29 protein-coding genes, 2 tRNA genes and 1 pseudogene are annotated in these 25,453 nt (G+C 39.0%); 31 read left to right on the forward strand and 1 reads right to left on the reverse strand.

Annotated features, from left to right (window positions below):
• Positions 1 to 3: 3 nt before the first annotated feature.
• From IGJ87_RS03480 to IGJ87_RS03600, 25 genes are all read left to right on the forward strand, one after another.
• Positions 4 to 972: an alpha/beta hydrolase gene (locus IGJ87_RS03480; protein WP_002317887.1), complete on the forward strand. Its 969-nt coding sequence runs from the start codon at positions 4 to 6 to the stop codon at positions 970 to 972.
• Positions 973 to 1,084: 112 nt separating this feature from the next.
• Positions 1,085 to 1,363 carry a GNAT family N-acetyltransferase gene (locus tag IGJ87_RS03485; RefSeq protein WP_002296443.1) on the forward strand — a complete coding sequence of 93 codons (279 nt, stop codon included), beginning with the start codon at positions 1,085 to 1,087 and terminating at the stop codon, positions 1,361 to 1,363.
• 117 nt (positions 1,364 to 1,480) lie between these two features.
• Entirely contained in the window at positions 1,481 to 1,717 is a 237-nt protein-coding gene (gene secG / locus IGJ87_RS03490; RefSeq protein ID WP_002289017.1) for a preprotein translocase subunit SecG, read from the forward strand.
• A 102-nt stretch (positions 1,718 to 1,819) separates the two neighbouring features.
• The gene (locus IGJ87_RS03495) at positions 1,820 to 2,575 is read left to right on the forward strand and encodes an alpha/beta hydrolase (RefSeq protein ID WP_002317886.1); all 756 of its coding nucleotides are present in this window, start codon (positions 1,820 to 1,822) and stop codon (positions 2,573 to 2,575) included.
• Between the two features lie 2 nt (positions 2,576 to 2,577).
• Complete coding sequence (rnr, locus tag IGJ87_RS03500) at positions 2,578 to 4,935, forward strand: ribonuclease R (RefSeq protein ID WP_128704360.1); 2,358 nt, start codon at positions 2,578 to 2,580, stop codon at positions 4,933 to 4,935.
• A gap of 21 nt (positions 4,936 to 4,956) precedes the next feature.
• Positions 4,957 to 5,421 (forward strand): SsrA-binding protein SmpB, encoded by a 465-nt coding sequence (gene smpB, locus IGJ87_RS03505; protein ID WP_002292799.1) that lies wholly within the window; start codon positions 4,957 to 4,959, stop codon positions 5,419 to 5,421.
• A 301-nt stretch (positions 5,422 to 5,722) separates the two neighbouring features.
• Complete coding sequence (gene atpB / locus IGJ87_RS03510) at positions 5,723 to 6,442, forward strand: F0F1 ATP synthase subunit A (RefSeq protein WP_002300474.1); 720 nt, start codon at positions 5,723 to 5,725, stop codon at positions 6,440 to 6,442.
• 52 nt (positions 6,443 to 6,494) lie between these two features.
• Positions 6,495 to 6,710: an ATP synthase F0 subunit C gene (atpE, locus tag IGJ87_RS03515; RefSeq protein WP_002292797.1), complete on the forward strand. Its 216-nt coding sequence runs from the start codon at positions 6,495 to 6,497 to the stop codon at positions 6,708 to 6,710.
• A 90-nt stretch (positions 6,711 to 6,800) separates the two neighbouring features.
• Positions 6,801 to 7,325: a F0F1 ATP synthase subunit B gene (atpF, locus tag IGJ87_RS03520; RefSeq protein WP_002292796.1), complete on the forward strand. Its 525-nt coding sequence runs from the start codon at positions 6,801 to 6,803 to the stop codon at positions 7,323 to 7,325.
• Positions 7,312 to 7,854: a F0F1 ATP synthase subunit delta gene (locus IGJ87_RS03525; protein WP_002292794.1), complete on the forward strand. Its 543-nt coding sequence runs from the start codon at positions 7,312 to 7,314 to the stop codon at positions 7,852 to 7,854. Before atpF ends, IGJ87_RS03525 begins: the two co-directional genes overlap by 14 nt.
• 22 nt (positions 7,855 to 7,876) lie before the next feature.
• Positions 7,877 to 9,433 carry a F0F1 ATP synthase subunit alpha gene (atpA, locus tag IGJ87_RS03530; RefSeq protein ID WP_002317884.1) on the forward strand — a complete coding sequence of 519 codons (1,557 nt, stop codon included), beginning with the start codon at positions 7,877 to 7,879 and terminating at the stop codon, positions 9,431 to 9,433.
• A gap of 13 nt (positions 9,434 to 9,446) precedes the next feature.
• Positions 9,447 to 10,349 carry a F0F1 ATP synthase subunit gamma gene (locus IGJ87_RS03535; RefSeq protein ID WP_002317883.1) on the forward strand — a complete coding sequence of 301 codons (903 nt, stop codon included), beginning with the start codon at positions 9,447 to 9,449 and terminating at the stop codon, positions 10,347 to 10,349.
• Positions 10,350 to 10,371: 22 nt separating this feature from the next.
• Positions 10,372 to 11,778, forward strand: coding sequence for a F0F1 ATP synthase subunit beta (gene atpD / locus IGJ87_RS03540; RefSeq protein ID WP_002289006.1), 1,407 nt, complete (start codon positions 10,372 to 10,374; stop codon positions 11,776 to 11,778).
• A gap of 13 nt (positions 11,779 to 11,791) precedes the next feature.
• Entirely contained in the window at positions 11,792 to 12,214 is a 423-nt protein-coding gene (locus tag IGJ87_RS03545) for a F0F1 ATP synthase subunit epsilon (RefSeq protein ID WP_002289005.1), read from the forward strand.
• Positions 12,215 to 12,682: 468 nt separating this feature from the next.
• On the forward strand, positions 12,683 to 12,913 hold the full coding sequence (locus IGJ87_RS03550) for a DUF1146 family protein (RefSeq protein WP_002289004.1): 231 nt from the start codon (positions 12,683 to 12,685) through the stop codon (positions 12,911 to 12,913).
• A 96-nt stretch (positions 12,914 to 13,009) separates the two neighbouring features.
• Positions 13,010 to 14,311, forward strand: coding sequence for a UDP-N-acetylglucosamine 1-carboxyvinyltransferase (gene murA, locus IGJ87_RS03555; protein WP_002289003.1), 1,302 nt, complete (start codon positions 13,010 to 13,012; stop codon positions 14,309 to 14,311).
• 12 nt (positions 14,312 to 14,323) lie between these two features.
• A complete protein-coding gene (locus IGJ87_RS03560) occupies positions 14,324 to 14,500 on the forward strand; it encodes a DNA-directed RNA polymerase subunit beta (protein WP_002292789.1) in 177 nt (58 codons plus the stop codon).
• Between the two features lie 134 nt (positions 14,501 to 14,634).
• Positions 14,635 to 14,931 (forward strand): membrane protein insertion efficiency factor YidD, encoded by a 297-nt coding sequence (gene yidD, locus IGJ87_RS03565; protein WP_002289000.1) that lies wholly within the window; start codon positions 14,635 to 14,637, stop codon positions 14,929 to 14,931.
• A gap of 63 nt (positions 14,932 to 14,994) precedes the next feature.
• On the forward strand, positions 14,995 to 15,462 hold the full coding sequence (locus IGJ87_RS03570; RefSeq protein ID WP_002317882.1) for a GNAT family N-acetyltransferase: 468 nt from the start codon (positions 14,995 to 14,997) through the stop codon (positions 15,460 to 15,462).
• A gap of 84 nt (positions 15,463 to 15,546) precedes the next feature.
• Positions 15,547 to 16,431, forward strand: a complete 885-nt coding sequence (locus IGJ87_RS03575) for an ROK family protein (RefSeq protein ID WP_002325839.1) — start codon at positions 15,547 to 15,549, stop codon at positions 16,429 to 16,431.
• Between the two features lie 113 nt (positions 16,432 to 16,544).
• A complete protein-coding gene (locus tag IGJ87_RS03580) occupies positions 16,545 to 16,781 on the forward strand; it encodes a DUF2969 domain-containing protein (RefSeq protein WP_002316425.1) in 237 nt (78 codons plus the stop codon).
• A gap of 87 nt (positions 16,782 to 16,868) precedes the next feature.
• A tRNA-Tyr gene (locus IGJ87_RS03585) sits at positions 16,869 to 16,949 on the forward strand.
• 6 nt (positions 16,950 to 16,955) lie between these two features.
• Positions 16,956 to 17,027, forward strand: a tRNA-Gln gene (locus IGJ87_RS03590).
• A 124-nt stretch (positions 17,028 to 17,151) separates the two neighbouring features.
• Complete coding sequence (locus IGJ87_RS03595) at positions 17,152 to 17,322, forward strand: hypothetical protein (protein ID WP_002294990.1); 171 nt, start codon at positions 17,152 to 17,154, stop codon at positions 17,320 to 17,322.
• 219 nt (positions 17,323 to 17,541) lie between these two features.
• The gene (locus IGJ87_RS03600; protein WP_002292782.1) at positions 17,542 to 18,249 is read left to right on the forward strand and encodes a GntR family transcriptional regulator; all 708 of its coding nucleotides are present in this window, start codon (positions 17,542 to 17,544) and stop codon (positions 18,247 to 18,249) included.
• Positions 18,250 to 18,307: 58 nt separating this feature from the next.
• On the opposite strand, the gene IGJ87_RS03605 is transcribed toward IGJ87_RS03600, so the two are convergent.
• Positions 18,308 to 18,952 carry a YigZ family protein gene (locus tag IGJ87_RS03605; protein ID WP_002325838.1) on the reverse strand — a complete coding sequence of 215 codons (645 nt, stop codon included), beginning with the start codon at positions 18,950 to 18,952 and terminating at the stop codon, positions 18,308 to 18,310.
• A gap of 126 nt (positions 18,953 to 19,078) precedes the next feature.
• Here IGJ87_RS03605 and IGJ87_RS03610 point away from each other — a divergent pair, with 126 nt between their 5' ends.
• The 6 genes and pseudogenes from IGJ87_RS03610 to secA all read left to right on the forward strand — a co-directional run bounded on the left by IGJ87_RS03610 (position 19,079) and on the right by secA (position 25,339).
• Positions 19,079 to 19,366 carry a DUF7662 domain-containing protein gene (locus IGJ87_RS03610; protein WP_002294988.1) on the forward strand — a complete coding sequence of 96 codons (288 nt, stop codon included), beginning with the start codon at positions 19,079 to 19,081 and terminating at the stop codon, positions 19,364 to 19,366.
• Positions 19,367 to 19,473: 107 nt separating this feature from the next.
• Entirely contained in the window at positions 19,474 to 19,794 is a 321-nt protein-coding gene (locus IGJ87_RS03615) for a PTS sugar transporter subunit IIB (protein ID WP_002317881.1), read from the forward strand.
• 80 nt (positions 19,795 to 19,874) lie between these two features.
• Positions 19,875 to 21,188, forward strand: a pseudogene (locus tag IGJ87_RS03620) (DEAD/DEAH box helicase).
• Positions 21,185 to 21,904 carry a ComF family protein gene (locus IGJ87_RS03625; RefSeq protein WP_002325836.1) on the forward strand — a complete coding sequence of 240 codons (720 nt, stop codon included), beginning with the start codon at positions 21,185 to 21,187 and terminating at the stop codon, positions 21,902 to 21,904. Before IGJ87_RS03620 ends, IGJ87_RS03625 begins: the two are co-directional and overlap by 4 nt.
• Positions 21,905 to 22,031: 127 nt before the next feature.
• On the forward strand, positions 22,032 to 22,583 hold the full coding sequence (gene hpf / locus IGJ87_RS03630) for a ribosome hibernation-promoting factor, HPF/YfiA family (RefSeq protein ID WP_002294985.1): 552 nt from the start codon (positions 22,032 to 22,034) through the stop codon (positions 22,581 to 22,583).
• Positions 22,584 to 22,804: 221 nt separating this feature from the next.
• Positions 22,805 to 25,339 carry a preprotein translocase subunit SecA gene (gene secA, locus IGJ87_RS03635; RefSeq protein WP_002289770.1) on the forward strand — a complete coding sequence of 845 codons (2,535 nt, stop codon included), beginning with the start codon at positions 22,805 to 22,807 and terminating at the stop codon, positions 25,337 to 25,339.
• The last annotated feature ends 114 nt before the right edge of the window (positions 25,340 to 25,453 follow it).

Genomic DNA, 25,453 nt, shown 5'->3' on the forward strand with positions numbered 1-25,453 from the left:
ACAATGGTTATTTTTTATTTCATTCTTATTCTGATAATTATAGGGATCAGTTACCATTTTCTTTCTTATTTTTATGCAAAGAAATTAGTAAGAGCGGGAGTACAGAGAGGATATGACTGGTATGAAGACACTGGTCATCGTTTGATGGACCCTGCTGCAGTCACGTCAGTAGAAAAAAAACGACAAAAATTAGAAGAAGAGTGTGAAAGCTTTTGGGAGCAGGGAACACCCAAAACAATCAAAAGTTATGACGGGTTGAAACTAGCTGGTCAGATGTTCATCCATCCAAATAAGCAGAATAAATGGGTCATTTGCGTACATGATTACCGAAGCACAGGGAAAAGAGACATGTCTCATATAGGTAAAAGATATGCAGAGAAAGGATTCAACGTTCTTGTACCTGATTTACGTGCGCACGGAGAAAGTGAAGGAGAAATCATCGGAATGGGATGGCTAGATCGGCTAGATTTAATTGCCTGGATCCAACTCATCTTAGATGAACAGCCGAATGCGTCCATTATTTTACACGGCGGATCAATGGGAGCTTCTACGATCATGATGGCAAGTGGTGAAAAACTTCCATCAGCGGTCAAAGGATTTATTTTAGACAGCGGATATGTTTCTGTTTATGCAGAATTCCGATATATGTTAAGTAAAATCACTGTCTTTCCTAAAAAAATGGTCATGAGATATGCGAATCATTATGCCCAGAAATACGCCGGTTACTCCTTAAAGCAAGCATCAGCTACGAGACAGCTTGGCAGCAACCATCTGCCTTTATTAGTCATCCATGGTGAAAGAGATCATTTTGTCCCTACAGAAGCAGCGTACACGATTCAAAATGCTACGGCAGGGGATAAAGCACTGCTGCTTGTTCCAGAAGCAGAACACTTGGAAGCATCGATGAAAGATCCGAAAACCTATTGGACAGTGATTTTTTCATTTATTGAACAAAGAATAACGATGGATTAATTTTCTCTTCTTTTTTGTAAGTAATTCGAGGATAAATAATTGTTTATAGATCTGGAGACTGCTAAAATAAGGTAGGAATAAAAAAATATCAGTTATTTGAGGAGTGCGGCATATGGAAATCAAAGAAGAAAAAAATCGTCTTGCTTTATTCAATGATGAGCAACAAGAGATTGGAGAAATGACATGGTCAGATGCGGGCCCAGACATCATGATCATTGACCATACATTTGTAGATCCAGCATATCGTGGTCAAAAGTTAGCTGAAAAGCTAGTGTATACTGGAGTAGAATTAGCAAGACGAGACGGGAAAAAGATCATTCCTTTATGCCCTTATGCAAAAAAAGAGTTTGAAAAGAAACCAGAATATCAAGACGTCTTACGTCAGTCATAAGAATAACAGCTGAAAGTTTTGAACTTTCAGCTGTTATTCCATTTATATAGAGTTGTCACGGACTTTTATCTATGATAAAGTTAAAGAGACGATATCTTTTGGGAAGGAGGCTGCGATATGTATAATTTAATTTTGGGAATCGTGATCGTTTTATCGATTGTTATGGTCATTGCGATTATGATGCAGCCAAGCAAGCAAAATAGTGCAGCGAGTGCATTTACCGGCGGTGCGGATCAACTATTCGGCAAACAAAAAGCTCGCGGCTTTGAAGCTGTCATGCAGCGATCAACTGCAGTTATGGGAGCTATCTGGATGATCTTATTATTTGTCCTAGCATATTTATCTTCGAAGTAGTTGAATAAGCCTCTCGCAAAACGGCGGGCGGCTTTTTTTATTGCAAAGAGAACGCTTAAGAAGAAGTTATGAAAGAAACTATGGTAAAATTAGGCGAAAGAGGTGAGACGAGTGAGACAATTACCAAAACCCCTTTATGCAAAACATGGAAAGCGAGCGGTTTTGCTGCTTCACGCTTACTCAGGAAGTCCAAACGATGTTCGAATGCTCGCACGATTTTTGGAAAAAGCAGATTATACAGTTTATGCGCCGCTTTTTAAAGGACACGGAACAATGGAGCCATATGATATCTTGCAAGAAAAAGCAGAAAGCTGGTGGGCAGACACTAAAAAAGCCATCCATTTTTTACAGTCTGAGCAGTTTTCTGATATTGCCGTATTAGGATTATCGATGGGCGGCATCTTTGCTGTACGAGCACTAGAAGAAGAATCAGTGATTGGCGGCGGTTTTTTCTGTTCGCCTTTGTCTCCTGTAAAAACAAACGTGCCTGAAAACTTTGAAAAATACGTACGTCAAGTGCTTAAGACAGCAGGTAAATCAGAGAAAGAAATCAATGAAAAAGCAGTTGCTTACCGCTCGTTAGCTGAACAACAATTAATGGATATACAAGATCAGGCAGCAATCGTAGAAAGTAGGTTGTCAGATATCCAACAGCCGATATTTTTAGCTCAAGCTGGGAAAGATGAAATGATCGACCCTAATGGCGTATTTGAAACTGCACGCAAGTTTAGCCGTCAGCGAGTGACACTTCAATGGTATCCTGAAAGTGGTCATGTGATTACAGTTGGTACAGCAAGACGCGAATTAGAAAAAGACGTCTTGGAATTTTTAGAAAAATTACCTTGGAATGAGGAATAAATATGACAAAAGAAACGATAAAAGAGAAAATTCTCTTTTTCATGGAAAGCAGTCGCAAACGCAGTTTTTCTATGGAAGAAATCGCTGAAGGTTTAGGGTTCCAAAAAAGCGATGATTTTAAATTACTAGTACAAACGATTGCTCAAATGGAAAGAGAACAGAGTATAGTTTTCAATAAAAAAGGAAAAGTGAAACTTCCTTTAAAACCAATCTTGATCGAAGGAACATTTCGAGCAAATGAACGAGGATTTGGATTTGTAACGATTGATCCCGAAGAAGATGACATCTATATCCCAAAAGAAGCGACTGGTTTTGCAATGGATGGAGACACCGTAGCAATCGATATCATGAAGCGAGCAAATACAGATATGGATCGCGGAGCAGAGGGGAAAGTAGTCGAGATTCGAGACCGGGCGACTACTCAGTTAGCAGGGGAATTCGTTGCTTATTCAGAAGAAGAAATACAAGAAACGGATCTTTACGGCGTTGTTATCCCGAAAGATAGAAAGCTCAACCAATTTAAAGTATATGCAGCAGCAGAGGGAGTTCGTCCAGTTGACGGAAGTATTGTGCTGATCGAACTGACCCATTACCCTGAAAAAGGGTATGCGACTAGTTTAGAAGGGATAATCAAGCAAGTGATTGGTCATAAGAATGACCCTGGCATGGATATCCTCTCAATTGTCGTGGCTAATGGTATCCCTACGAAATTTCCTGATGATGTATTGTCTGAAGCAGATGAAGTTCCAGATCAAATCAGCGAAAAGGATATAACTGGACGTAGAGATTTAAGAAATCAGCTCATTGTTACGATTGATGGAGAAGATGCAAAAGATCTAGATGATGCAGTTACGGTTAAAAAATTAGATAACGGTAATTATTTTCTTGGAGTACACATTGCAGATGTTTCTTACTATGTGACACAAGGCAGTCAATTGGACAGAGAAGCATATGAAAGAGGGACAAGTGTATATTTGACTGATCGAGTGATTCCGATGATCCCGCAACGTTTATCGAATGGTATCTGTTCACTGAATCCCCATGTTCCAAGGCTGACCATGAGTTGCGAAATGGAGATTGATCCAAATGGACAAGTAGTCTCTCATGATATTTTCCCAAGTGTGATCCAAACAACAGAACGGATGACCTACACAGCTGTCAATCAAATCTTAGAAGATCAAGACGAAGAAACGATGCAACGCTATGCTCAGCTCGTACCTATGTTCCAAGAAATGGGTGAATTGCATCGAATCCTTGAAACGATGCGAATCAAACGTGGCGCGATTTCTTTTGAGGATCGCGAAGCGAAAATCCTTGTTGATGCTGAAGGACACCCAAATGACATCCAGCTAAGAAGCAGAGGAATTGGTGAACGCTTGATCGAATCTTTCATGCTTGCGGCCAATGAAACGGTAGCTGAACATTATAATAAATTAAATCTGCCGTTTATTTACCGAATCCATGAACAGCCAAAAGAAGAAAAAATGCAGCGCTTCTTTGATTTTGCTTCAGCTTTGGGCATTCTGGTCCGAGGAACGAAAGGAACGATCACACCAAAAGATTTACAGCATGTGATCGAAGGAGTAGAAGACAAACCAGAAGCTGCAGTTATCAATACTATGTTGCTAAGAAGCATGCAACAAGCACGCTATTCAGAAGACAATTTTGGGCATTATGGCTTAGCGGCAGATTACTACACACACTTTACATCTCCTATTCGACGCTATCCCGATCTAATCGTCCATCGTCTGATCCGTTCTTACAGTGAAGATAAAAGTGAAAGCAATCAAAGTTCGTGGGCTGCGGAACTTCCTGAAATTGCAGATCATAGTTCTAAGATGGAACGTCGTGCAGTAGAAACAGAACGTGAAGTAGATTCCATGAAGAAAGCAGAATTCATGATGGACAAAGTGGGAGAAGAATTCGATGGGATCATCAGCTCTGTTGTGAAATTCGGCCTGTTTATCGAACTGCCGAATACAGTAGAAGGATTGATCCATATCAATGAATTGAAACAGGACTACTTCCATTTTGTTGAAAATCATTTAGCTCTTGTAGGTGAAAGAACTGGTCTGACTTTTAAAATCGGACAAAAAGTGCGCGTAAAAGTAGTCAAAGCTGATCCAGATGAACGAGCAGTGGATTTTGAACTCGTTTCCGCAGAAGAGGTCACTGCGTTGGAACGTCCAAAAGCACGCAATGGAAAATCTGGAAAACGAGAAGGAAAACAAGCAGGCAAACGCTCAGAAAAAAATGGCAAGAAGAACAAACGATATAGTGATAGTAAGCAAACGTTCGGTAAGAATAAAGGGAAAAAGCCATTTTACAAAGGTGTCAAAAAGAAGAAAAAGAAAAAATAAAATGAGTTGGAGGAAACAGCTATGCCAAAAGGCGAGGGAAAACTAATTGCACAAAACAAGAAAGCTCGCCATGATTATTCGATCATCGACACGATGGAAGCAGGGATGGTCTTGCAAGGAACGGAGATCAAGTCGATACGAAACAGCCGGATCAATCTGAAAGATGGATTTATTCGCGTCCGCAACGGGGAAGCTTTCTTGCATAATGTTCATATCAGTCCTTATGAACAAGGAAATATTTTTAATCATGATCCGTTGCGCACGAGAAAGTTATTATTACACAAGAAACAAATCGTTCGTCTTGAAAACGAATTGAAAAACACTGGAATCACTGTTGTTCCTTTAAAAGTCTATATTCGTAACGGCTATGCCAAGGTATTGATTGGTCTGGCAAAAGGGAAAAAATCGTATGATAAACGGGAAGATTTGAAACGAAAAGATATCGATCGACAAATTGATCGAACATTAAAAAATTTCTCTAGATAATTTCATTATCCTTTTTCGCATATTCGGTGCTTTTGCTTTTACTTAATGATAAAATTTGTTAGCATTTAATCTGATAAAACATGATTATCACAGGTTTTTTCTTAGATCAGGAGCACCGTGCATGGGGAAAAATTCGCTTCGTTTTTGACTGAAATAAAAAAGTGTCTAATTTTCATGAAAATGTTTTGAATTTTCTGTTTCATGGTGGTATGATACCGTGTGGTTAGAAACCGATTGGAAAAAACCAGATACGCACATGAATTGATTTTATGTGAATTTCGGGGAAAAGAGGTGAAATGGATTGGATGAACGCTCGCTAACGTTTCACATTGGACCAATTTGGTTTGATGGTACAGTTTGTATAATGGTGTTACTGACCTGTTTGATTGTTTTCTTCTTAGCTTACTTTTTTACAAGAAATCTTAAGTTGAAACCAACAGGCAAACAAAATGCGATAGAATGGGTCATTGATTTTAGTCGAGGAATCGTAACAGATAATCTGCCTAGAAAAGAATTGAGCAATTTCCATTTGTTGGCATTTACATTGTTTTTATTTGTTTTTGTTGCAAACAACATAGGTTTAGTAACAAAAATCGTCTTACCTAACGAAACAACACTTTGGAAAAGCCCGACAGCAGACCCGTTTGTTACTTTAACTTTGGCATTTATAATGATCTTACTTACTCACTTATTCGGGGTGAAAAAGTTAGGCTTCAAAGGATATTTCGTAAATTCGTTCTTGAAACCCTATAGTTTTATGTTTCCGATGAAACTGATTGAAGAATTTACAAACTTATTAACACTTGCTTTACGTCTTTATGGGAATATTTATGCGGGGGAAGTTTTGCTAACCTTGATTGCAAAAATGATGACAAGCTTAGGCTGGTTCTCATTACCATTAGCAATTCCATTAGAGATGGTCTGGATCGCGTTCTCCTTGTTTATTGGGAGCATCCAAGCATTTGTCTTTGTCACTTTGTCAATGGTTTATATGAGCCATAAGATTGAAGTAGAAGAATAATACTCGGTTAAAAAACAAACTACTATTTATCTATTTTAGGAGGAAAACAATTATGAATTATATCGCAGCAGCAATCGCAATCATGGGAGCAGCAATCGGAGCCGGTTATGGTAACGGTCAAGTTATCTCTAAAACAATCGAATCAATGGCTCGCCAACCTGAAATGTCTGGTCAATTCCGTACAACAATGTTTATCGGGGTAGCTCTAGTTGAAGCTGTTCCTATCTTAGGGGTAGTTATCGCCTTGATTCTAGTTTTTGCCGTTTAATTGAATCAGTATTAAGGCAGAAACAACATCGTTTGTTACTGCTTTTTTACATGGAAACTAGAAATACTCCAAAGAAAGGAAGGCTCGCCTATGCTGAATCAATTGGCAATTGCAGAAGTTGGCAATGCGATGTTAGGTAATATCATCGTTGTCAGCGGCTCATTTTTGATACTACTGGCTCTCTTGAAGCACTTTGCTTGGGGACCAATCAGCGATATTTTGAAAAAACGTGAAGACAAGATCGCCAATGATTTAGATTCTGCAGAACAATCTCGCATCAACTCAGCGAAAATGGAACAAGAACGCGAACAACAATTGTTAGCCTCTCGTTCTGATGCAGCTGATATCATCAAAAATGCGAAAGAAAGTGGAGAATTAAGCCGCCAAAATATTTTGAAGGATGCTCAAGAAGAAGCAGCTCGTCTAAAAAGCAAAGCCCAAGCTGATATCACTGTAGAACGTGATTCAGCGCTGAACTCTGTAAAAGACGACGTTGCAGAACTCTCTCTTCAAATCGCGGAAAAAATCTTGAACAAAGAATTATCTCCAGAAATGCATGAATCATTAATCAATCAATACATTGAAGGTCTAGGTTCTTCAAATGAAACTAGATAAATATACAGTAGGAAGACGTTACGGGAAAGCTTTATTTGAACTGGCGATCGATTCAAATCAAGCAGAAGAAATCTATCAAGATCTCGTAAGTTTACGTCAAATCTATGAACAAGTACCTGGATTAGGGAATATGTTAAGTGATGTTCGTCTAGAACCTCATGAAAAACGAGAAATCATGGACAAGCTTGTCAGCGGTTATGATGGGATCGTTAAAAACTTTTTAGAAGTTGTTTATGAGTATAACCGAATGGATGACCTTTTGTTCATGATCGAAGAATATGAACGTCGATATGATGAACATCAAGGGTTACTATTGGGAAGTGTCACAACAGCAGTCCCACTTTCAGACGAACAACGAATACAATTAGAAAAGAATGTTGCAAAAACAATGGACTATCAATCAGTTGAATTAAAACAAATCGTTGATTCTTCTATTATTGGTGGCGCGATTGTTGAAGCCAACCATCGAGTAATCGACGGAAGCATTCGCACGCAATTAGAAAAAATGCGTAATCAATTAAACAGATAGTACAAAGAGGTAGGTGAATCGAATGGCCATCAAAGCAGAAGAAATTAGTGCCTTGATTAAAGAACAAATTGAAAATTATCAAAACGTGCTTTCAGTCGAAGAAATCGGTACCGTAACTTATGTAGGTGACGGGATCGCTCGTGCACATGGTTTAGAAAACGCGATGAGTGGTGAGTTGCTTGAATTTTCAAACGGCTCATACGGAATGGCGCAAAACTTAGAGTCAAATGATGTAGGTATCATTATCCTTGGCGATTTCGAGTCCATTCGTGAAGGAGATAAAGTAAAACGAACAGGTAAGATCATGGAAGTTCCAGTTGGAGAGGCCTTGATCGGTCGGGTAGTCAATCCGCTAGGTCAACCAATCGACGGACTAGGTGAAATCGTTACTGACAAAGCTCGTCCAGTAGAAGCGATGGCACCAGGTGTTATGCAACGTAAATCTGTTAACGAACCAATGCAAACAGGGCTAAAAGCGATCGACGCCCTTGTGCCAATCGGACGCGGACAACGTGAATTAGTCATCGGTGACCGTAAAACAGGGAAAACTTCTATTGCGATCGATACGATCATCAACCAAAAAGGTCAAGATATGATCTGTATCTATGTAGCAATCGGACAAAAAGATTCTACAGTTCGTACACAAGTTGAAACATTGAAAAAATATGGCGCAATGGATTACACAATCGTTGTGAATGCCGGTGCGTCTCAACCAGCACCATTGCTTTATATCGCACCATATGCTGGTACTGCAATGGGTGAAGAATTCATGTACAACGGTAAACATGTATTGATCATTTTTGATGATCTTTCAAAACAAGCTGTTGCTTATCGTGAACTTTCCTTGCTACTTCGCCGTCCACCAGGTCGTGAAGCTTATCCTGGGGATGTTTTCTACTTGCACTCACGTTTATTAGAACGTGCAGCAAAATTAAGTGATGATTTAGGTGGCGGTTCAATGACTGCCTTACCATTTGTTGAAACACAAGCTGGAGATATCTCTGCTTATATCCCAACAAACGTTATTTCGATCACTGATGGACAAATCTTCTTAGAAAGCGACTTGTTCTACGCAGGTACTCGTCCAGCGGTTGATGCCGGACTATCTGTATCTCGTGTAGGGGGTTCTGCGCAAATCAAAGCAATGAAAAAAGTTGCTGGGACTTTACGCCTAGACTTAGCAAGTTACCGTGAATTAGAAGCATTTACACAATTCGGTTCTGACTTGGATGCAGCAACACAAGCAAAACTAAATCGTGGACGCCGTACAGTAGAAATCTTGAAACAAAAATTGCATGCACCGCTAGCTGTTGAAAAACAAGTAGTGATTTTGTATGCTTTGACACATGGATTCTTAGATAGTATTCCTGTAGACAGTATTTTAGACTTCGAACATGAATTATTCGAATATCTGGATACCAATCATTCAGATATCTTTGAAACAATCCGTACAACAAAAGATCTTCCAGAAGAAGAAGCGTTGAACAGTGCGATTCAGGAATATAAAGACATGTTCTTAGCTACAAAAGGAAGTAATTCCTCTACAGAAGATAAATTGAAATCCATTCAAAATGCATAGTGAGGTGAGATGAATGGGTGCTTCATTAAATGAAATCAAGACACGTATCGCTTCAACGAAAAAAACGAGCCAAATCACGCGGGCAATGCAGATGGTGTCTGCTTCTAAGTTGACAAAATCTGAAGCTTCTTCACAGAAGTTTCAGGTTTATGCAACAAAAGTAAGAGAAATCGTTACGCATTTGACTGCTACTCAGTTAAATGATATTGCCTCAGAAAATCCTAGAGGGGATATCAATTACAACAGCATGCTGCTCAGCCGTCCTGTGAAGAAAACTGGTTATATCGTCATCACTGCAGATGGCGGTTTAGTCGGTGGATATAACAGCTCGATATTGAAACAAACGATGTCTATTTTAGAAGAAGACCACCAATCACCCGATGATTACGTGATGATCGCAATTGGCGGAACTGGTGCAGACTTCTTTAAAGCACGCGGTATCAATCTAGCATATGAGCTGCGCAATCTATCTGATCAGCCAAGCTTTGATGAAGTCCGCAAAATCGTAAATATGGCAACAACTATGTTCCAAAACGAAGTATTCGATGAATTATACGTATGTTATAACCATCATATCAATTCGCTAACTAGTCAGTTTCGTGTAGAAAAAATGCTGCCAATCTCAGACTTAGATCCAGAAGAAGCAACGACTTTCGAACAAGAATATATTTTTGAACCTTCAAAAGAAGAAATCTTGTCTCAGTTATTGCCTCAGTATGCTGAAAGTTTGATCTACGGTGCGATCGTTGACGCCAAAACAGCAGAACATGCTGCTGGTATGACAGCAATGAAAACAGCAACTGATAATGCTGCTAATATCATTGATGAGCTGACGGTTTCTTATAACCGTGCAAGACAAGGGGCTATTACCCAAGAAATTACCGAAATTGTTGCCGGAGCTTCGGCACTAGAATAGTATTGAGATTGGAGGAAAAAAGATGAGTTCAGGCAAGATTGTTCAAGTAATCGGTCCCGTTGTCGACGTGGAATTTTCTTTAGACCAATCCTTACCAGATATCAACAACGCATTAGTTGTTTATAAAAATGACGAAAATAAATCAAAAGTTGTTCTTGAAGCAGCGTTAGAATTAGGGGACGGAGTGATCCGGACCATTGCGATGGAATCAACAGATGGTTTACAAAGAGGAATGGAAGTCATTGATACAGGCAAAGCAATCTCTGTTCCTGTAGGTAAAGAAACATTAGGTCGCGTATTCAACGTACTAGGAGATACGATCGATTTAGAAACACCTTTCCCAGAAGATGCGGAAAGAAGCGAAATTCATAAAAAAGCACCAGCCTTTGACGAATTAAGTACAAGTACAGAAATTTTGGAAACAGGGATCAAAGTTATCGATTTGCTTGCCCCATATTTAAAAGGTGGGAAAGTCGGACTATTCGGTGGTGCCGGTGTTGGTAAAACCGTACTGATCCAAGAACTGATCCATAATATCGCCCAAGAACATGGTGGTATTTCTGTATTTACCGGTGTAGGTGAACGTACTCGTGAAGGTAATGACTTGTATTATGAAATGAAAGATTCAGGAGTTATCGAAAAAACAGCCATGGTGTTCGGACAAATGAACGAACCACCAGGTGCACGTATGCGTGTTGCTTTGACTGGTTTGACGATTGCGGAATATTTCCGTGATGTAGAAGGTCAAGATGTACTGTTGTTTATCGACAACATTTTCCGTTTCACTCAAGCTGGATCTGAAGTATCAGCCTTGTTAGGACGGATGCCTTCTGCGGTTGGTTATCAACCAACATTGGCAACAGAAATGGGTCAATTGCAAGAACGTATCACATCTACGAAAAAAGGTTCGATCACATCGATCCAAGCAATCTATGTGCCAGCCGATGACTACACTGACCCGGCGCCGGCAACAGCATTCGCCCATTTGGATGCGACAACCAACTTGGAACGTAAATTAACAGAACAAGGGATTTATCCAGCGGTAGATCCATTGGCTTCTTCTTCAAGTGCTTTAGCACCTGAAATCGTGGGAGAAGAACATTATAAAGTAGCAACAGAAGTCCAACACGTATTGCAACGATATCGTGAATTACAAGATATCATTGCTATCTTAGGTATGGATGAATTATCCGATCAAGAAAAAGTGTTAGTTTCTCGTGCCCGCAGAGTCCAATTCTTCTTGTCACAAAACTTTAACGTGGCTGAACAATTTACTGGTCTTCCAGGTTCATATGTCCCTGTAGAAGAAACAGTGAAAGGATTCCGCGAAATCTTGGAAGGCAAATACGATGATCTTCCTGAAGAAGCTTTCCGAAGTGTTGGCCGAATCGAAGACGTCGTAGAAAAAGCGAAAACACTAGGCTACTAGAAAGGGGTGCCCCATGGATCAATATTTAACAGTAAATGTGGTAACTCCTGCCGGTTTGGTCTATGATCACCATGCAGCTATCGTCGTTGCACGTACGACAGCTGGTGAGCTTGGGATTTTGCCTAAACATGCACCAATCATCGTTCCATTGACGATTGATGAAGTTCGTGTAAAACGAACAGATTCAGATACCCACGTCGATTGGATCGCTGTTAATGGCGGAATCATGGAAGTTCGTGATAATGTTGTTTCAATCGTTGCTGATAGTGCGGAACGTGAACGTGATATCGATGTATCTCGTGCGGAACGTGCAAAACAACGCGCAGAACGCCAAATCGAAGAAGCAAAAGCAAAACAAGATACGAACGAATTGAAACGGGCAACTGTTGCGTTGCACCGAGCAATCAATCGTATCAAAGTATCTAAGCACTCATAAAATGAGATGCGGATGTTTATCCGTGTTTAAGAACAGTAAAAAGAGGTTATGACAGAAGTGGTCAGCTTCAAGACATAAGAAGGAATTTACGAAAATTGCTTCTTAAATTTTTGTGAAATCTCAGCTTATTTTTCGAAGAAGCTACTTCTGGAACACCGTATATCAGAGGTTGTGAAATCAGCGTTTTGTCCTGAGTATTAGAGAAACAAATGGAAAATAGTTCCTCATATTTTGCCGTTTTTTGAGCTAATACCGAGGGTCAGATGATTGAACACCGTTTATTTGGAATAAGGGACTGCGACAAGACTTTTGTCTCAGTCCCTTTTTTTGCATATTTTTAGCATTTATTTCCTAAAAAATGTAAGGGGATTCCTATATTTTTAAGTATACTTGTTTTTCCTTTTATACATTTTATGGTATTATCATTTTATTAGTTATTATAAAACAATCGTTAGAAAGGACGTCATTATGCAAGTATACGGAATTGATGCGGTGCTTCGAATCGTGAGTCATTTGGCGTTTATCTACTTAGCCTTCTGGTCTTTACGTTCGTTACGCATTGAAACTTTTTTCAGACCAATGCATAATACGCAAATTAGAATGGCAATCGTACTTTTTTCAATTTTTTTAGGGTACACTGCAAGTAATTTTTTCTTAGAAGTTATCGCTTTATGCCGAAATCTTTTCGTTAGCCTGTAAATTTTAAAAAAAGGTACTATTTTAAAAGCAAGGATGTTATAATAGAAAAGATTTTGAGTAAGTGTATGCTCATTGGAATTTTTTGGAGGGAACAACATGGAAGAGATCATCGTAAGAGGTGGCAATCAATTAAATGGAACAGTAAGAATTGAAGGAGCTAAAAATGCTGTTTTGCCTATTTTAGCTGCTAGTTTGTTAGCAGAAGAAGGTATTACGACATTAGACAACGTTCCGATTCTTTCTGATGTCTTCACTATGAATCAAGTGATTCGTCACTTAAACGTAGATGTAGATTTTGATGAACAAAAGAATCAAGTAACAATCGACGCTTCAAGACAATTAGAAATCGAAGCGCCTTATGAGTATGTTAGTCAAATGCGTGCTTCAATCGTTGTGATGGGTCCGCTACTTGCCAGAAATGGACATGCAAAAGTAGCTATGCCTGGTGGATGTGCGATTGGTAAACGACCAATCGATTTGCATTTAAAAGGATTTCAAGCTTTAGGAGCAAAAATTATTCAAAAAAACGGCTATATCGAAGCAATTGCGGATGAATTGATCGGTAACACGATTTATTTAGATTTCCCTAGTGTAGGTGCTACTCAAAATATCATGATGGCTGCCGTAAAAGCAAAAGGAACAACCATCATTGAAAACGTAGCTCGCGAACCAGAAATCGTTGATTTAGCAAACATTTTGAATAAAATGGGCGCTCAAGTCTATGGAGCTGGTACTGAAACAATGCGTATTGAAGGCGTGGATCATTTACATGCAGTCAACCACTCAATCGTACAAGATCGTATCGAAGCAGGTACCTTTATGGTTGCTGCTGCAATGACACAAGGCAATGTGCTGATTGCAGATGCTATCTCTGAACATAACCGCCCATTGATTTCTAAATTGATCGAAATGGGTGCAGAAATCATTGAAGAAGAAGGCGGAGTCCGTGTCATCGGACCAAAACATATCTTACCTACAGATGTAAAAACGATGCCTCATCCTGGTTTCCCTACAGATATGCAAGCTCAAATGACAGCTATCCAATTAGTTGCAGAAGGTACAAGTGTGGTGACTGAAACAGTGTTTGAAAATCGTTTCCAACATTTAGAAGAGATGCGCCGTATGAACGCTCATGTCAAAATCGACGGAAATGTAGCAATCATGGATGGAAACCATGAATTGCAAGGTGCAGAAGTATATGCAACAGACTTGCGGGCAGCAGCAGCATTAGTTTTAGCTGGCTTGAAAGCAAATGGAATCACACGTGTGCGTAACTTGAATTATCTAGACCGTGGATATTATAATTTCCATATCAAACTACAGCAATTAGGTGCAGACGTCGAACGTGTAGACATGGATCAAACTTCTGCTGAAAAAACAGCACAAACGATTGCTTAAGGAAGTGGCTGAATGAGTAACCAACGATATATCTTATTAACTTTGATAAAGATTTTAGTGGTGATCTTATTGCTTATCCTTCTTTTTGTGGCCGGAACGATGATCGGATATGGTGTCATCGGTGGCGGCAATCCATTTAAAGTATTCCAGCCAAGTTTGTGGATTCATATTCGAGACTTTTTTCATTGATAAATAAGTATCACAGTGGTTCTAGTCGATATGAAGTGAGCCATGAAGCAGAACATGATAAAAGAAAACAGAAGGGAACGTTGACGTTAGTCGCGATCCCTTTTTTTAGTAAAAGAAAAGAAGGAATCTAATTGATGAAGAAGATATTGATTTATTTAGTTAGAGGATATCAGCGCTTTATTTCGCCTGCATTTCCACCTAGCTGCCGTTATTACCCAACCTGTTCCAATTATATGATAAAAGCAATTCAAACCCATGGTGCGCTAAAAGGGACGGTAATGGGGACTGCACGGATCTTACGCTGTCATCCTTTTGTCAAAGGCGGTATCGATTATGTACCATTGACATTCCGATTAACGCGAAATAAGAAAGATAAAAAAGAACCAGATTATAAAAAGGTTGTGAAAAATACGGGTAGCACTGAGCGATAAAGAAAAAGAGGAAATTTATTGTCAAAGTAACAACTCCGCAACTACTTATATGGGGGACAAAAAATGATCGAAGAACTAAACAAGAAAGATTTACCATGGTCCTTGTTATTAGATGCAGATCCTGATAAAGAAAAAGTTCAAGTATATGTTTCCAGAGGGAGTGGCTGGATATGGAAAGAAAAAGAAAAAACAATAGGTGTACTGATCTATGTGGCAAGGGAAAAAGAATACGAAATCGTCAATGTAGCAGTAACCCCAACGTATCAAGGAAAGGGGATTGGCGGAAAATTACTTGAGACAGCTTTTCAGAAGCTTTCACAGCTAGCTTCAAACCAAACTCGGATCATTATACGTACTGGCACTACTAGTAGCGCTGCGTTACACCTCTATCAAAAAATGGGCTATGTGGAGATTGGTCGAGTCAAAGACTATTTTATCCATCATTACTCTGAGCCCATTTTTGAAAATGGAGATCAATTAAGGGATCAAGTGATTTTAGCAATTCACTTACCTAAAAATAGCTTTAACTAATAAACTTTCAATTCGAGAAAATGCTTTCAAATGCTAAATAGATACATTACAATAGCTTTAGCAAACAAAAAGGAGAATATTTTTATGGGAATATTAGTTTTTGATTTTGGTGGAACGGCTGTCAAATATGGTTGTTGGGATGGCAAAGAGATTAAAGGTAAGGGACAATTTGCAACGCCTGAATCTTGGGAAGAAATGAAAACGCAATTATTTCAAGTTTATAAAAAAATACTCGTTTCTTTTGAAGTCGAAGGAATTGGAATCAGCTCTCCTGGAGTAGTGAATAATAAGAAACAGGTGATTGAGGGAATCAGTGCGATTCCTTATATTCATGGATTTAATATTTTCCGAGATTTGGAAACTCTGTTTCAACTCCCAGTAACGATTGAAAATGACGCCAACTGTGCCGGAATGGCTGAATTTTATGAAGGTGCTGCCCGTGATTATCAAGATGTTGCTTTTGTTGTGGCAGGAACTGGGATTGGCGGGGCGTTGTTCACGAAAGGACAAATAAATAAAGGGGCACATCTTTACGGTGGAGAATTTGGGTTGATGTTCTTAGATGGCGATAAGACATTCAGTAAACTTGGTACAGCGGTACAGATGGCTTGGCGTTATTGTGAACGCAAAGGTCTCGATAAAAATGCTTATACCGGAAAAGATGTCTTTGAATTAGCAGAAACTGGAGATGCAATAGCAAAAGAAGAAGTTGAGAGTTTTTATACGTATCTTACAAAGGGATTATTCAGTATTCAATTTTCGTTTGATCCGGAAGTGATCGTATTAGGCGGCGGGGTTTCTGCAAAAGAAGGGCTCATTGATGAGATCAAAAGCCGAATGAAGAAGCTGACAGAACAATTCGATCTGCATGATTTCGAACCGCAGATTTTATTATGTGAGTACAGAAACGATGCTAATCTTGTAGGTGCAGCAGCAAACTATCTCGCTGTACGTCAAGGAGAGAATTAAGAGCTTTAGAGAAGGTGCAGCTTGCATAAAAGAAGAGAATGAAATGAATAGGAGATTTTTACCTAAGGAATGTTTTATTTGCTGCAGTATGATAAAATATCTGAGAGGTGAAAATGATGTCAAAAAAAAATAAAGATATTGAAGTGCGTATAGAAGAAGTGAAAAAAGATATCAAAGGTAAGAATTATGAAGTCACTCAGTTATTTATAGGGAAAAAAATGATTGGTGAGATCTTAGCCTATGGGCCAAAAGAATATGAAATTTTCTTTGGTGAAGAAGATTTTGGAAAAGAAAAAAGTCTTGAAAATGCGATAGAAACAGTGATTCGACACTGGAATCTGCACGAATAAAAAAATATCAAAAAAACTTTCAATAAAGGGTTGCAAAAATCTGGAAAATTAGGTATTATAACTAAGTCAGGTTGATACAAACCTTTCGGAGGAGTAGCGAAGTGGCTAAACGCGACGGACTGTAAATCCGTTCCTTAGGGTTCAGTGGTTCGAATCCACTCTCCTCCATTTCATTGGGGTATAGCCAAGCGGTAAGGCAAGGGACTTTGACTCCCTCATGCGTTGGTTCGAATCCAGCTACCCCAGTATACCACAATCGTAAGCTCTCGTTAGTTCGAGAGCTCTTTTTTTTGCTTTGCTACCTTGTTCCTTGAAGATTCTGCTGAATTAAGATAGAGTTAAGTTAACTACAAGAATTGGAGGGATCCACATGAAATGGAAAGAAAAAGTAGACGAAGCAGCTGAAAAGTTATATGATTTGGTCAAATCAGAAAAATACAATATTGAAGTGAATATTCCGAAAAAAGGCGGAAAAGCGGTCCAGGTAAAATCAAAACGCCCAACGAATCATACAAAAAAATGGATGGCTAAAAACCGCTAATAATAACAAAAGATCCATAAGTCGGCATTTTCATCGATTTTAGGGTCTTTTGTTATTTTCTAGGTTGAACATATCTAAAAAATTGTTTCTGACAATAGGAGTAGGGAGAACGATGTGTGTCTAAATCCTCCGTTGATGGATAGAAACCTTTATCTTTTTCAGTTGTGAATCAGGTATATACCAGTTATAATAGAAGAAACGAAAGGACGGGTGTACGTTATGTCGAATCAATTACCTGTATATATACAGATTCATGACCAATTAAAAAATGAAATCGAACAAGGTATATGGAAAGTCGGAGACCGTCTTCCTTCAGAAAGAGAATTAGCAGTGAAATTCAATGTCAGCCGTATGACGTTGAGACAAGCAATTCAAAACTTGGCAGATGAAGGAATCTTAGAAAGAAAGATCGGTTCGGGTACGTATGTTGCGCGAGAAAAAGTACAAGAAAAAATGTCTGGTGCAACAAGTTTTACAGAAATTATGGAATCACAAAATCGAGTACCGTCTAGTCGGACAATCTCTTATTTCTTGACTTCGCCAAGCTCAAGTGAAATGGAAAAACTAAACTTGAGTAAAGATGACACGATCTTGCGAATGGAACGTATTCGTTTCGCAGATGATGTCCCTATTTGTTTTGAAGTTGCCAGTGTTCCACAAAAGCTGATCGATGGCTACAGCAAAGCAGAGATTACTGAATCGTTGTATCGCACGCTAGAAGAAAAAGGCGGGAAAAAGATCGGTCCAGCGAATCAAACGATTACTGCTGTGTTGGCTTCTGAGAAAATTGCTGACTATTTAGAGGTAAAACGAGGAGATGCAGTTCTTCGTTTGCGCCAGATTTCTTATTTTGAAGACGGTACGCCGTTTGAGTATGTGCGTACGCAATACGTAGGAAATCGTTTTGAGTTTTATTTGGAAAAATAAAAAACAGGTGATCCCTGATTCCTTATTAGAAATAAAAGAGAATCAGAATCACCTGTTTTTATATATGATCAGTTATCAGTTGCTCGTGATAAGAAACAGAACCCTCTTCAAATTGGACTTGTCCGTTCAGCAGCTCAATGATGGATTCTTTAAAGTGGTCAGCACTTTTTTCATCTACAGCACAGATGACGCTAACTTGATCAGTATATTGGATTTCTTTTATAAAAAAATGTTGGAGTTCAAGATAATTCTGTAATTTTCCTAGTTGCGGATACGTGATCATCACAGAGATCTCCTGTTGCAAGGTACCTTCTACGATTCCAATGTCAGACAATGCTTGAGAGACCGCATGAGTGTATGCTCGTATTAATCCGCCTGTGCCGAGTTTCGTTCCTCCAAAATATCGAGTGACTACTGCAGCTACATTGATCAGTTGATTTTTTTTGAGGACTTCCAACATCGGTACGCCCGCCGTTCCACTTGGTTCTCCATCATCGCTGCTTCGCTGGATTTCATTTTTTTCTCCAATGATGAAGGCGCTGCAGTTATGGTTCGCTTTCCAATGTTCTTTTTTTATTTCTTGAATGAAATTTTTTGCTTGGTCCTCTGATTCTATTCGTCTAAGAGAACAGATAAAGCGTGATTTTTTGATCTCAATCTCACTTTGTCCATTTTCTTTTATTGTACGATAGCGCTCGATCATCTTGTCACCTCTTTTTTTCATTTTCTTTATTCAGTATAAATAAAGTTCTAGGTTGTTTCAACACTGTAACGGTTGCGCAATTGCTGTAGTATGCGATAATAAAGACAAAGGCAGGTGGATCTGGGGATGCAGGAACGAATGAAAAAGTACGATGCAATTACGCATTATTTGAAGAACAATGGCGGCTCTCAAGTAACGTTGACCTTTACCCAATTTGACGAACTGTTGTTTCCCAGTAACGGACTTCCCAAAACAGCAAGGGAAAGTACAGATTGGTGGGCAAATGATTATAAACACCCTGAAAAAGGTGCCTATGGCTGGATAAATGCAGGCTATGAAGTAGTTGTCATCAATTTGGACAAAGAATATGTCGTGTTCAATAAATTAGTGAAATCTAGTTGGCTATTTGATTAAATAAACCGCGTTTAGAAAACGTTGACAAATTTCTTTCTTTTTATATAATAAAGTAACAGACGCGAAGAAAACGTTTGCGTAGTTTGTTTTAAAAAGGAGAGAAAAATATGGCTAAAAAAACAATCATGCTTGTATGTTCGGCTGGTATGAGCACAAGTTTACTAGTAACAAAAATGCAAAAAGCTGCTGAAGCAAAAGGAATCGACTCTGATATTTTCGCTGTGTCCGCTTCTGACGCAGATAACAATCTTGCAAATAAAGACGTGGATGTGTTGTTATTAGGCCCACAAGTTCGCTTTATGAAAGCTGATTTTGAGAAACGTCTGGAACCAAAAGGCATTCCTTTAGATGTCATCAATATGGCTGATTATGGTATGATGAATGGCGAAAAAGTGTTAGATCAAGCAATCGCGCTCATAGGTGAATAAATAGAACAGTATAACTATCGAACAAGCGATCCAAAAAATAGATCGCTTGTTTTTTCGTATATTTTTTTAGGGCGAATAATATGAATCATTTTTGGGGTAGAAGGCTTCTGACGAGAGATATTAAAGCAATAGACTGTGAGGAGGTAAATTTACCAAATTATGAGAAGATCGCAGCAGTGGAACGTTTGGGCAACTGGATTCTTTGTCATCGCTGTGGAATGAGGACGTCCGTCATTGTTGGACAGCTTGCAGATTACGGTTATTTTTGTACACATTGTCTATATTTAGGGTGATGCGACACTCAACAAGATTTATATTTGTTTGATCAGCCTGAAGCAAAACCTCGAGAAGTCGTCTTTTTTTGGACAGGACAGCTTACTGAAAAACAAACGGAAATCGCAAAGAGAATACTTTGCCATTCAGAAAAAAGACATCATCTTATTTGGGCTGTAACAGGTGCAGGGAAAACAGAGATGCTTTATCCTATTTTAGTGGAAACTTTAAAAGCTGGAGGAAGAGTAGCGATTTGTACACCGCGAGTCGATGTTTGTAATGAATTGTTTTTACGCTATCGTTATGTTTTTCCAGAAGAAAAAATCACGTTGCTCCATGGGAATACAGCAACGGCTTATACCTTTACTTCTTTTGTTATCTGTACGATTCATCAGCTATACCGTTTTTATCGGTCCTTTGATTTAATAGTGATCGATGAGATCGATGCGTTTCCTTATAACGGGGATGCTGGGCTAGCTCACGCTGTGCAAACAGCAATCAGATCAAACGGCCGATTCATCTACTTAAGTGCCACGCCTGATGAGAAGTTACTAAAGGAAATCAAGCAGACATTTGAGCTCCACAAACTTGCCTTGCGCTTTCATCGGCGCTTGCTTCCTGAACCCGTGCTTGTTTTCATGAATAATTGGCGACAAAAATGTGGAAACAAAAAGAAAATCAACTCTTTGGTGCGGATCATTCAGCAACTAATCAAAGAAAACCGTATCCTTTTATTTTGTCCAAGTATTACGATGATGCATCGTTTAAAAATCACACTGCAAGAAGCTTTTCCAGAATATGAGATAACAGATGTTTCTTCACAAGACGATCAACGGGCAAAGAAAGTTCAGAAAATGCGAGAAGCAATATACGAGATACTGTTAACCACAATGATCCTAGAAAGAGGAGTCACATTTGAAAGAATCTCTGTCATCGTTTTAGGAGCAGATCATCCAGTTTTTACTAAATCCTCTTTGGTGCAAATCGCAGGAAGAGCTGATCGTAAAGGTCCTTATACGAACAGTCGAGTCTATTTTTTCTATGAAGAAAAAACTTCAGCTATTCGAAAAGCCTGTCAGGAAATCAAAGAAATGAACGAAGAAGGGAAGCAGGTGCTGTGAGATGTAGTTGCTGCGGTAAAGACATCATTCAAAATTTAACATTCAGCGAGATCATCGGAGTGTCGAAATCTAGACTTCCTCAGACATGTTCAGTTTGCCGCGCACAATTCCATTTATTAGAAGCAAAAGGTTGTGCAGGTTGTCAAAAACCAATCCATTTGAAATACGAGGAGACGAAAAAGAAAGCAAAGACTAGTTTCGTTTACTGCAACGACTGTCAAGAATGGAAGAAGAAATATCCTGCATATGATTTTCAACACCGCGCCTTTTTTACGTACGATGAAAAGATGCAGGCTTGGATCAATCGGTACAAGTTTATGGGAGATATCCGATTAGCAGGGACTTTTGCATATAAATGGACTCAGATAAAAAAAGATTACCCGGCATATATTTATTGTCCAATACCTTTATCTGAAAAAAGGTGGCTAGAAAGAGGATTCAATCAAGTAAGCGAGATGTTGAAAGCAGCAAAAATTCCTTTTCAGATGCTGCTCAAAAGAGAGCAACATCTGCTTGCTCAAGCAAAAAACACGCGAAAGGAAAGATTGGAGATGCCTCAGCCTTTTGAGCTTGCCGTACCTCTTTCTAAGATACAACATAAAAAAATATTGATTATTGACGATGTCTATACAACAGGACAGACGCTTTTTCATGCAGCAGATTGCTTGCAGAACGCACAGCCGAAAATCATCCGAACCATTTCTTTGGCAAGATGAATCAGATGTGGAAATTTGATAGCGATTTAATTTGCAAATAACCTAGAGTTCGATATAATAGAATTAAGAAGAGGGAAAGAGTGGTCCTTCTCCTTCTTGATTGTGGTAGACGAAAGGGGTAATTTTTATGTTTAGATATAATGTACGCGGCGAAAATATCGAAGTAACTGAAGCGATTCGCGACTACGTTGAGAAAAAAGTAGGCAAACTAGAACGCTATTTCAGTGACGCACCCGATGCAACGGCGCATGTGAACTTAAAAGTTTATACAGAAAAAACAGCAAAAGTGGAAGTAACGATCCCATTACCTTATCTTGTATTACGTGCCGAAGAAACTTCTCCAGATTTATACGCAAGTATCGATTTGGTTGTTGACAAATTGGAACGCCAAATCCGCAAATTCAAAACAAAAATTAATCGTAAATCCCGTGAAACGGGCATGAATACTGCAGATGCTGCTGCTTTATTCAATGAAGAGGACGAAAACGAAAATGATTCTGAATTAGATATCGTACGTACGAAACGCCTTTCATTGAAACCAATGGATAGTGAAGAAGCAGTCTTACAAATGAACATGCTGGGACATAACTTCTTTATTTTTGAAGATGCAGAAACAAATGGTACAAGTATCGTTTACCGCCGTAAAGATGGAAAATACGGACTGATTGAAACAGACTGATCAGCCTTACTTAAATAACAACGAAAACTTGCAGCAGCTACTGACAGCTGCCGCAAGTTTTTTTGAGTTTCCTCCTCTTTTAGATGAAATATGAATAAATTATGAAGTTCTTACTTTAATACGCTTAAGATATTTCAATTATCTATAACTAATGATAAAATGAAAAGTAAAGTCTACATAGTCTGGATAATACACAGAAGGAAAAGGAGATTACACAACGCATGGCCAATTTGATTCGTTCACTTATCGAAAACGATAAGAAAGAACTAAAACGTTTAGATAGCATTGCAAAAAAAGTTGAAGCATACGCTGACCAAATGGCAGCATTAACTGATGAACAATTACAGGCAAAAACTGCTGAATTCAAGGGCAGATACCAAAAAGGAGAAACATTAGATCAATTACTTCCGGAAGCTTTTGCAGTCGTCCGAGAAGCAGCAAAACGTGTATTAGGTTTATATCCATACCACGTACAATTGATGGGTGGAATCGTGCTTCACGATGGAAATATCCCTGAAATGCGTACTGGTGAAGGTAAAACCTTGACCGCAACGATGCCAGTATATCTAAATGCTCTGACTGGCGAAGGGGTACACGTAGTTACCGTCAATGAATATTTAGCAACCCGTGACTCGACGGAAATGGGCGAACTTTATAATTTCTTAGGATTAACAGTGGGGTTGAATATCAACTCAAAATCTTCGGATGAAAAACGCGAGGCTTATAATTGTGATATCACTTATAGTACGAATAATGAATTAGGATTTGACTACTTGAGAGACAATATGGTCGTTTACCGCCATCAAATGGTACAACGTCCGCTGAATTATGCCATTGTCGATGAAGTTGACTCAATCTTGATTGATGAAGCGAGAACGCCGCTGATCATTTCAGGGCAAGCAGAAAAATCCACAGCTTTATATACAAGAGCAGACAACTTCGTGAAACGTTTGAAAGAAGAAGAAGATTATAAAATCGATGTACAATCAAAAACAATCAGTTTAACCGAAGCAGGGATCGAAAAAGCAGAAGAAACATTCGGTTTGGATAACTTATACGACATTGAAAATACTGCATTGACCCATCACTTGGATCAAGCATTGAGAGCCAACTATATCATGCTTTTAGATATCGATTATGTTGTCCAAGACGGAAAAGTACTGATTGTTGACCAGTTCACTGGTCGGATCATGGATGGACGCCGTTATTCAGATGGACTTCACCAAGCAATCGAAGCTAAAGAAGGCGTAGAGATCGAAGACGAAACGAAAACCATGGCGACGATCACTTTCCAGAACTATTTCCGTATGTACAAGAAACTTGCGGGAATGACTGGTACAGCTAAAACAGAAGAAGAAGAATTCAGAGAAATTTATAACATCCAAGTATACCAGATTCCGACAAATCGTCCGGTTATCCGTGATGATCGTCCAGATTTGCTTTACCCAACATTACAAAGCAAGTTCCACGCTGTCGTGCAAGATATCAAAGATCGCTACCGCAAAGGTCAACCTGTGTTAGTCGGAACTGTTGCGGTTGAAACATCTGAGTTATTATCAGATATGCTGAATCAAGAACGTATTCCTCATGAAGTGCTGAATGCGAAAAATCACTTTAAAGAAGCAGAGATCATTATGAATGCTGGTCAAAAAGGTGCTGTGACGATTGCTACCAACATGGCTGGTCGGGGAACAGATATCAAGTTAGGACTTGGGGTAAGAGAACTTGGTGGTCTAGCAGTTATCGGGACAGAACGACATGAATCTCGTCGTATCGATAACCAGCTTCGAGGACGTGCAGGACGTCAAGGAGACCCTGGTATGTCACAATTCTACTTGTCATTGGAAGATGATTTGATGAAACGATTCGGTTCAGAACGAATCAAAGCTTTCTTAGATCGGATGAAGATCGGTGAGGAAGATGCTGTTATCCAAAGCAAGATGCTAACGAAACAAGTAGAATCTGCACAAAAACGTGTAGAAGGAAATAACTATGACACACGTAAAAACGTCTTACAATACGATGATGTGATGCGTGAACAACGTGAAGTAATCTATAAACAGCGACAAGAAGTAATCATGGAAGAAAAAAGCTTATCCAAGCCACTAATGAACATGGTCAAACGGACAATCAGTCGTGTAGTAGATGCGCATACACAATTAGAGAAAGAAAATTGGAATTTGGAAAGTATCATCGATTTTGCCGGCAGTACTCTTGTCCATGAAGATAGTATTACTCTTGCAGATATCGAAGGAAAAACAGCTCAGGAGATCAAAGAGTATCTAAACGAACGAGCACAAGAAGTATTTAATACCAAAGCGGCTCAACTAAATGGTCCAGAGCAATTGTTGGAATTTGAAAAAGTCGTGATCTTGCGTGTTGTGGACTCTAAATGGACAGACCATATTGATGCAATGGATCAATTACGTCAGTCAATCGGCTTACGTGCTTATGGACAGAATAATCCATTAGTCGAATATCAAACAGAAGGCTATAAGATGTTTGAAGATATGGTAGGCGCCATCGAGTATGAAGTCACTCGAATCTTTATGAAAGCTGAGATCCGTCAAAACGTACAGCGTGAACAGGTTTCTCAAGGAACAGCTTCTCACTCAGAAGACGGAGATGCCAAAGAAAATAGTAATACTAGCGCGAAAAAACAGCCAATCCATGTGAACAAGGTCGGAAGAAATGATCCTTGTCCTTGTGGAAGCGGGAAAAAATATAAGAACTGTCATGGAAAAAATGCAAACTAATTTCTGACAGCAGGATTGGTGAGACAAATTCTTTTTTTAAGAATTCGTCTCACCTTCTTTCTGTTATTTGCTGATTCTGTTAGACTAGATATAATGAAAAAAGTATAGTGAAAG

The organism is Enterococcus sp. DIV1411a (assembly GCF_050531945.1).
GTDB classification, from domain to species: domain Bacteria; phylum Bacillota; class Bacilli; order Lactobacillales; family Enterococcaceae; genus Enterococcus_B; species Enterococcus_B faecium.

Coding starts and splice junctions, on each gene's coding strand:
- IGJ87_RS03575 (WP_002325839.1), top strand. CDS start 15,547: ATGGGAATATTAGTTTTTGATTTTGGTGGAACGGCTGTCAAATATGGT.
- atpA (WP_002317884.1), top strand. CDS start 7,877: ATGGCCATCAAAGCAGAAGAAATTAGTGCCTTGATTAAAGAACAAATT.
- IGJ87_RS03580 (WP_002316425.1), top strand. CDS start 16,545: ATGATGTCAAAAAAAAATAAAGATATTGAAGTGCGTATAGAAGAAGTG.
- IGJ87_RS03545 (WP_002289005.1), top strand. CDS start 11,792: ATGGATCAATATTTAACAGTAAATGTGGTAACTCCTGCCGGTTTGGTC.
- smpB (WP_002292799.1), top strand. CDS start 4,957: ATGCCAAAAGGCGAGGGAAAACTAATTGCACAAAACAAGAAAGCTCGC.
- IGJ87_RS03600 (WP_002292782.1), top strand. CDS start 17,542: ATGTCGAATCAATTACCTGTATATATACAGATTCATGACCAATTAAAA.
- IGJ87_RS03525 (WP_002292794.1), top strand. CDS start 7,312: ATGAAACTAGATAAATATACAGTAGGAAGACGTTACGGGAAAGCTTTA.
- rnr (WP_128704360.1), top strand. CDS start 2,578: ATGACAAAAGAAACGATAAAAGAGAAAATTCTCTTTTTCATGGAAAGC.
- IGJ87_RS03535 (WP_002317883.1), top strand. CDS start 9,447: ATGGGTGCTTCATTAAATGAAATCAAGACACGTATCGCTTCAACGAAA.
- IGJ87_RS03560 (WP_002292789.1), top strand. CDS start 14,324: ATGAGTAACCAACGATATATCTTATTAACTTTGATAAAGATTTTAGTG.
- atpF (WP_002292796.1), top strand. CDS start 6,801: ATGCTGAATCAATTGGCAATTGCAGAAGTTGGCAATGCGATGTTAGGT.
- atpD (WP_002289006.1), top strand. CDS start 10,372: ATGAGTTCAGGCAAGATTGTTCAAGTAATCGGTCCCGTTGTCGACGTG.
- IGJ87_RS03595 (WP_002294990.1), top strand. CDS start 17,152: ATGAAATGGAAAGAAAAAGTAGACGAAGCAGCTGAAAAGTTATATGAT.
- IGJ87_RS03485 (WP_002296443.1), top strand. CDS start 1,085: ATGGAAATCAAAGAAGAAAAAAATCGTCTTGCTTTATTCAATGATGAG.
- IGJ87_RS03570 (WP_002317882.1), top strand. CDS start 14,995: ATGATCGAAGAACTAAACAAGAAAGATTTACCATGGTCCTTGTTATTA.
- secG (WP_002289017.1), top strand. CDS start 1,481: ATGTATAATTTAATTTTGGGAATCGTGATCGTTTTATCGATTGTTATG.
- atpE (WP_002292797.1), top strand. CDS start 6,495: ATGAATTATATCGCAGCAGCAATCGCAATCATGGGAGCAGCAATCGGA.
- IGJ87_RS03610 (WP_002294988.1), top strand. CDS start 19,079: ATGCAGGAACGAATGAAAAAGTACGATGCAATTACGCATTATTTGAAG.
- hpf (WP_002294985.1), top strand. CDS start 22,032: ATGTTTAGATATAATGTACGCGGCGAAAATATCGAAGTAACTGAAGCG.
- IGJ87_RS03480 (WP_002317887.1), top strand. CDS start 4: ATGGTTATTTTTTATTTCATTCTTATTCTGATAATTATAGGGATCAGT.
- yidD (WP_002289000.1), top strand. CDS start 14,635: ATGAAGAAGATATTGATTTATTTAGTTAGAGGATATCAGCGCTTTATT.
- IGJ87_RS03550 (WP_002289004.1), top strand. CDS start 12,683: ATGCAAGTATACGGAATTGATGCGGTGCTTCGAATCGTGAGTCATTTG.
- murA (WP_002289003.1), top strand. CDS start 13,010: ATGGAAGAGATCATCGTAAGAGGTGGCAATCAATTAAATGGAACAGTA.
- secA (WP_002289770.1), top strand. CDS start 22,805: ATGGCCAATTTGATTCGTTCACTTATCGAAAACGATAAGAAAGAACTA.
- IGJ87_RS03605 (WP_002325838.1), bottom strand. CDS start 18,952: ATGATCGAGCGCTATCGTACAATAAAAGAAAATGGACAAAGTGAGATT.
- IGJ87_RS03615 (WP_002317881.1), top strand. CDS start 19,474: ATGGCTAAAAAAACAATCATGCTTGTATGTTCGGCTGGTATGAGCACA.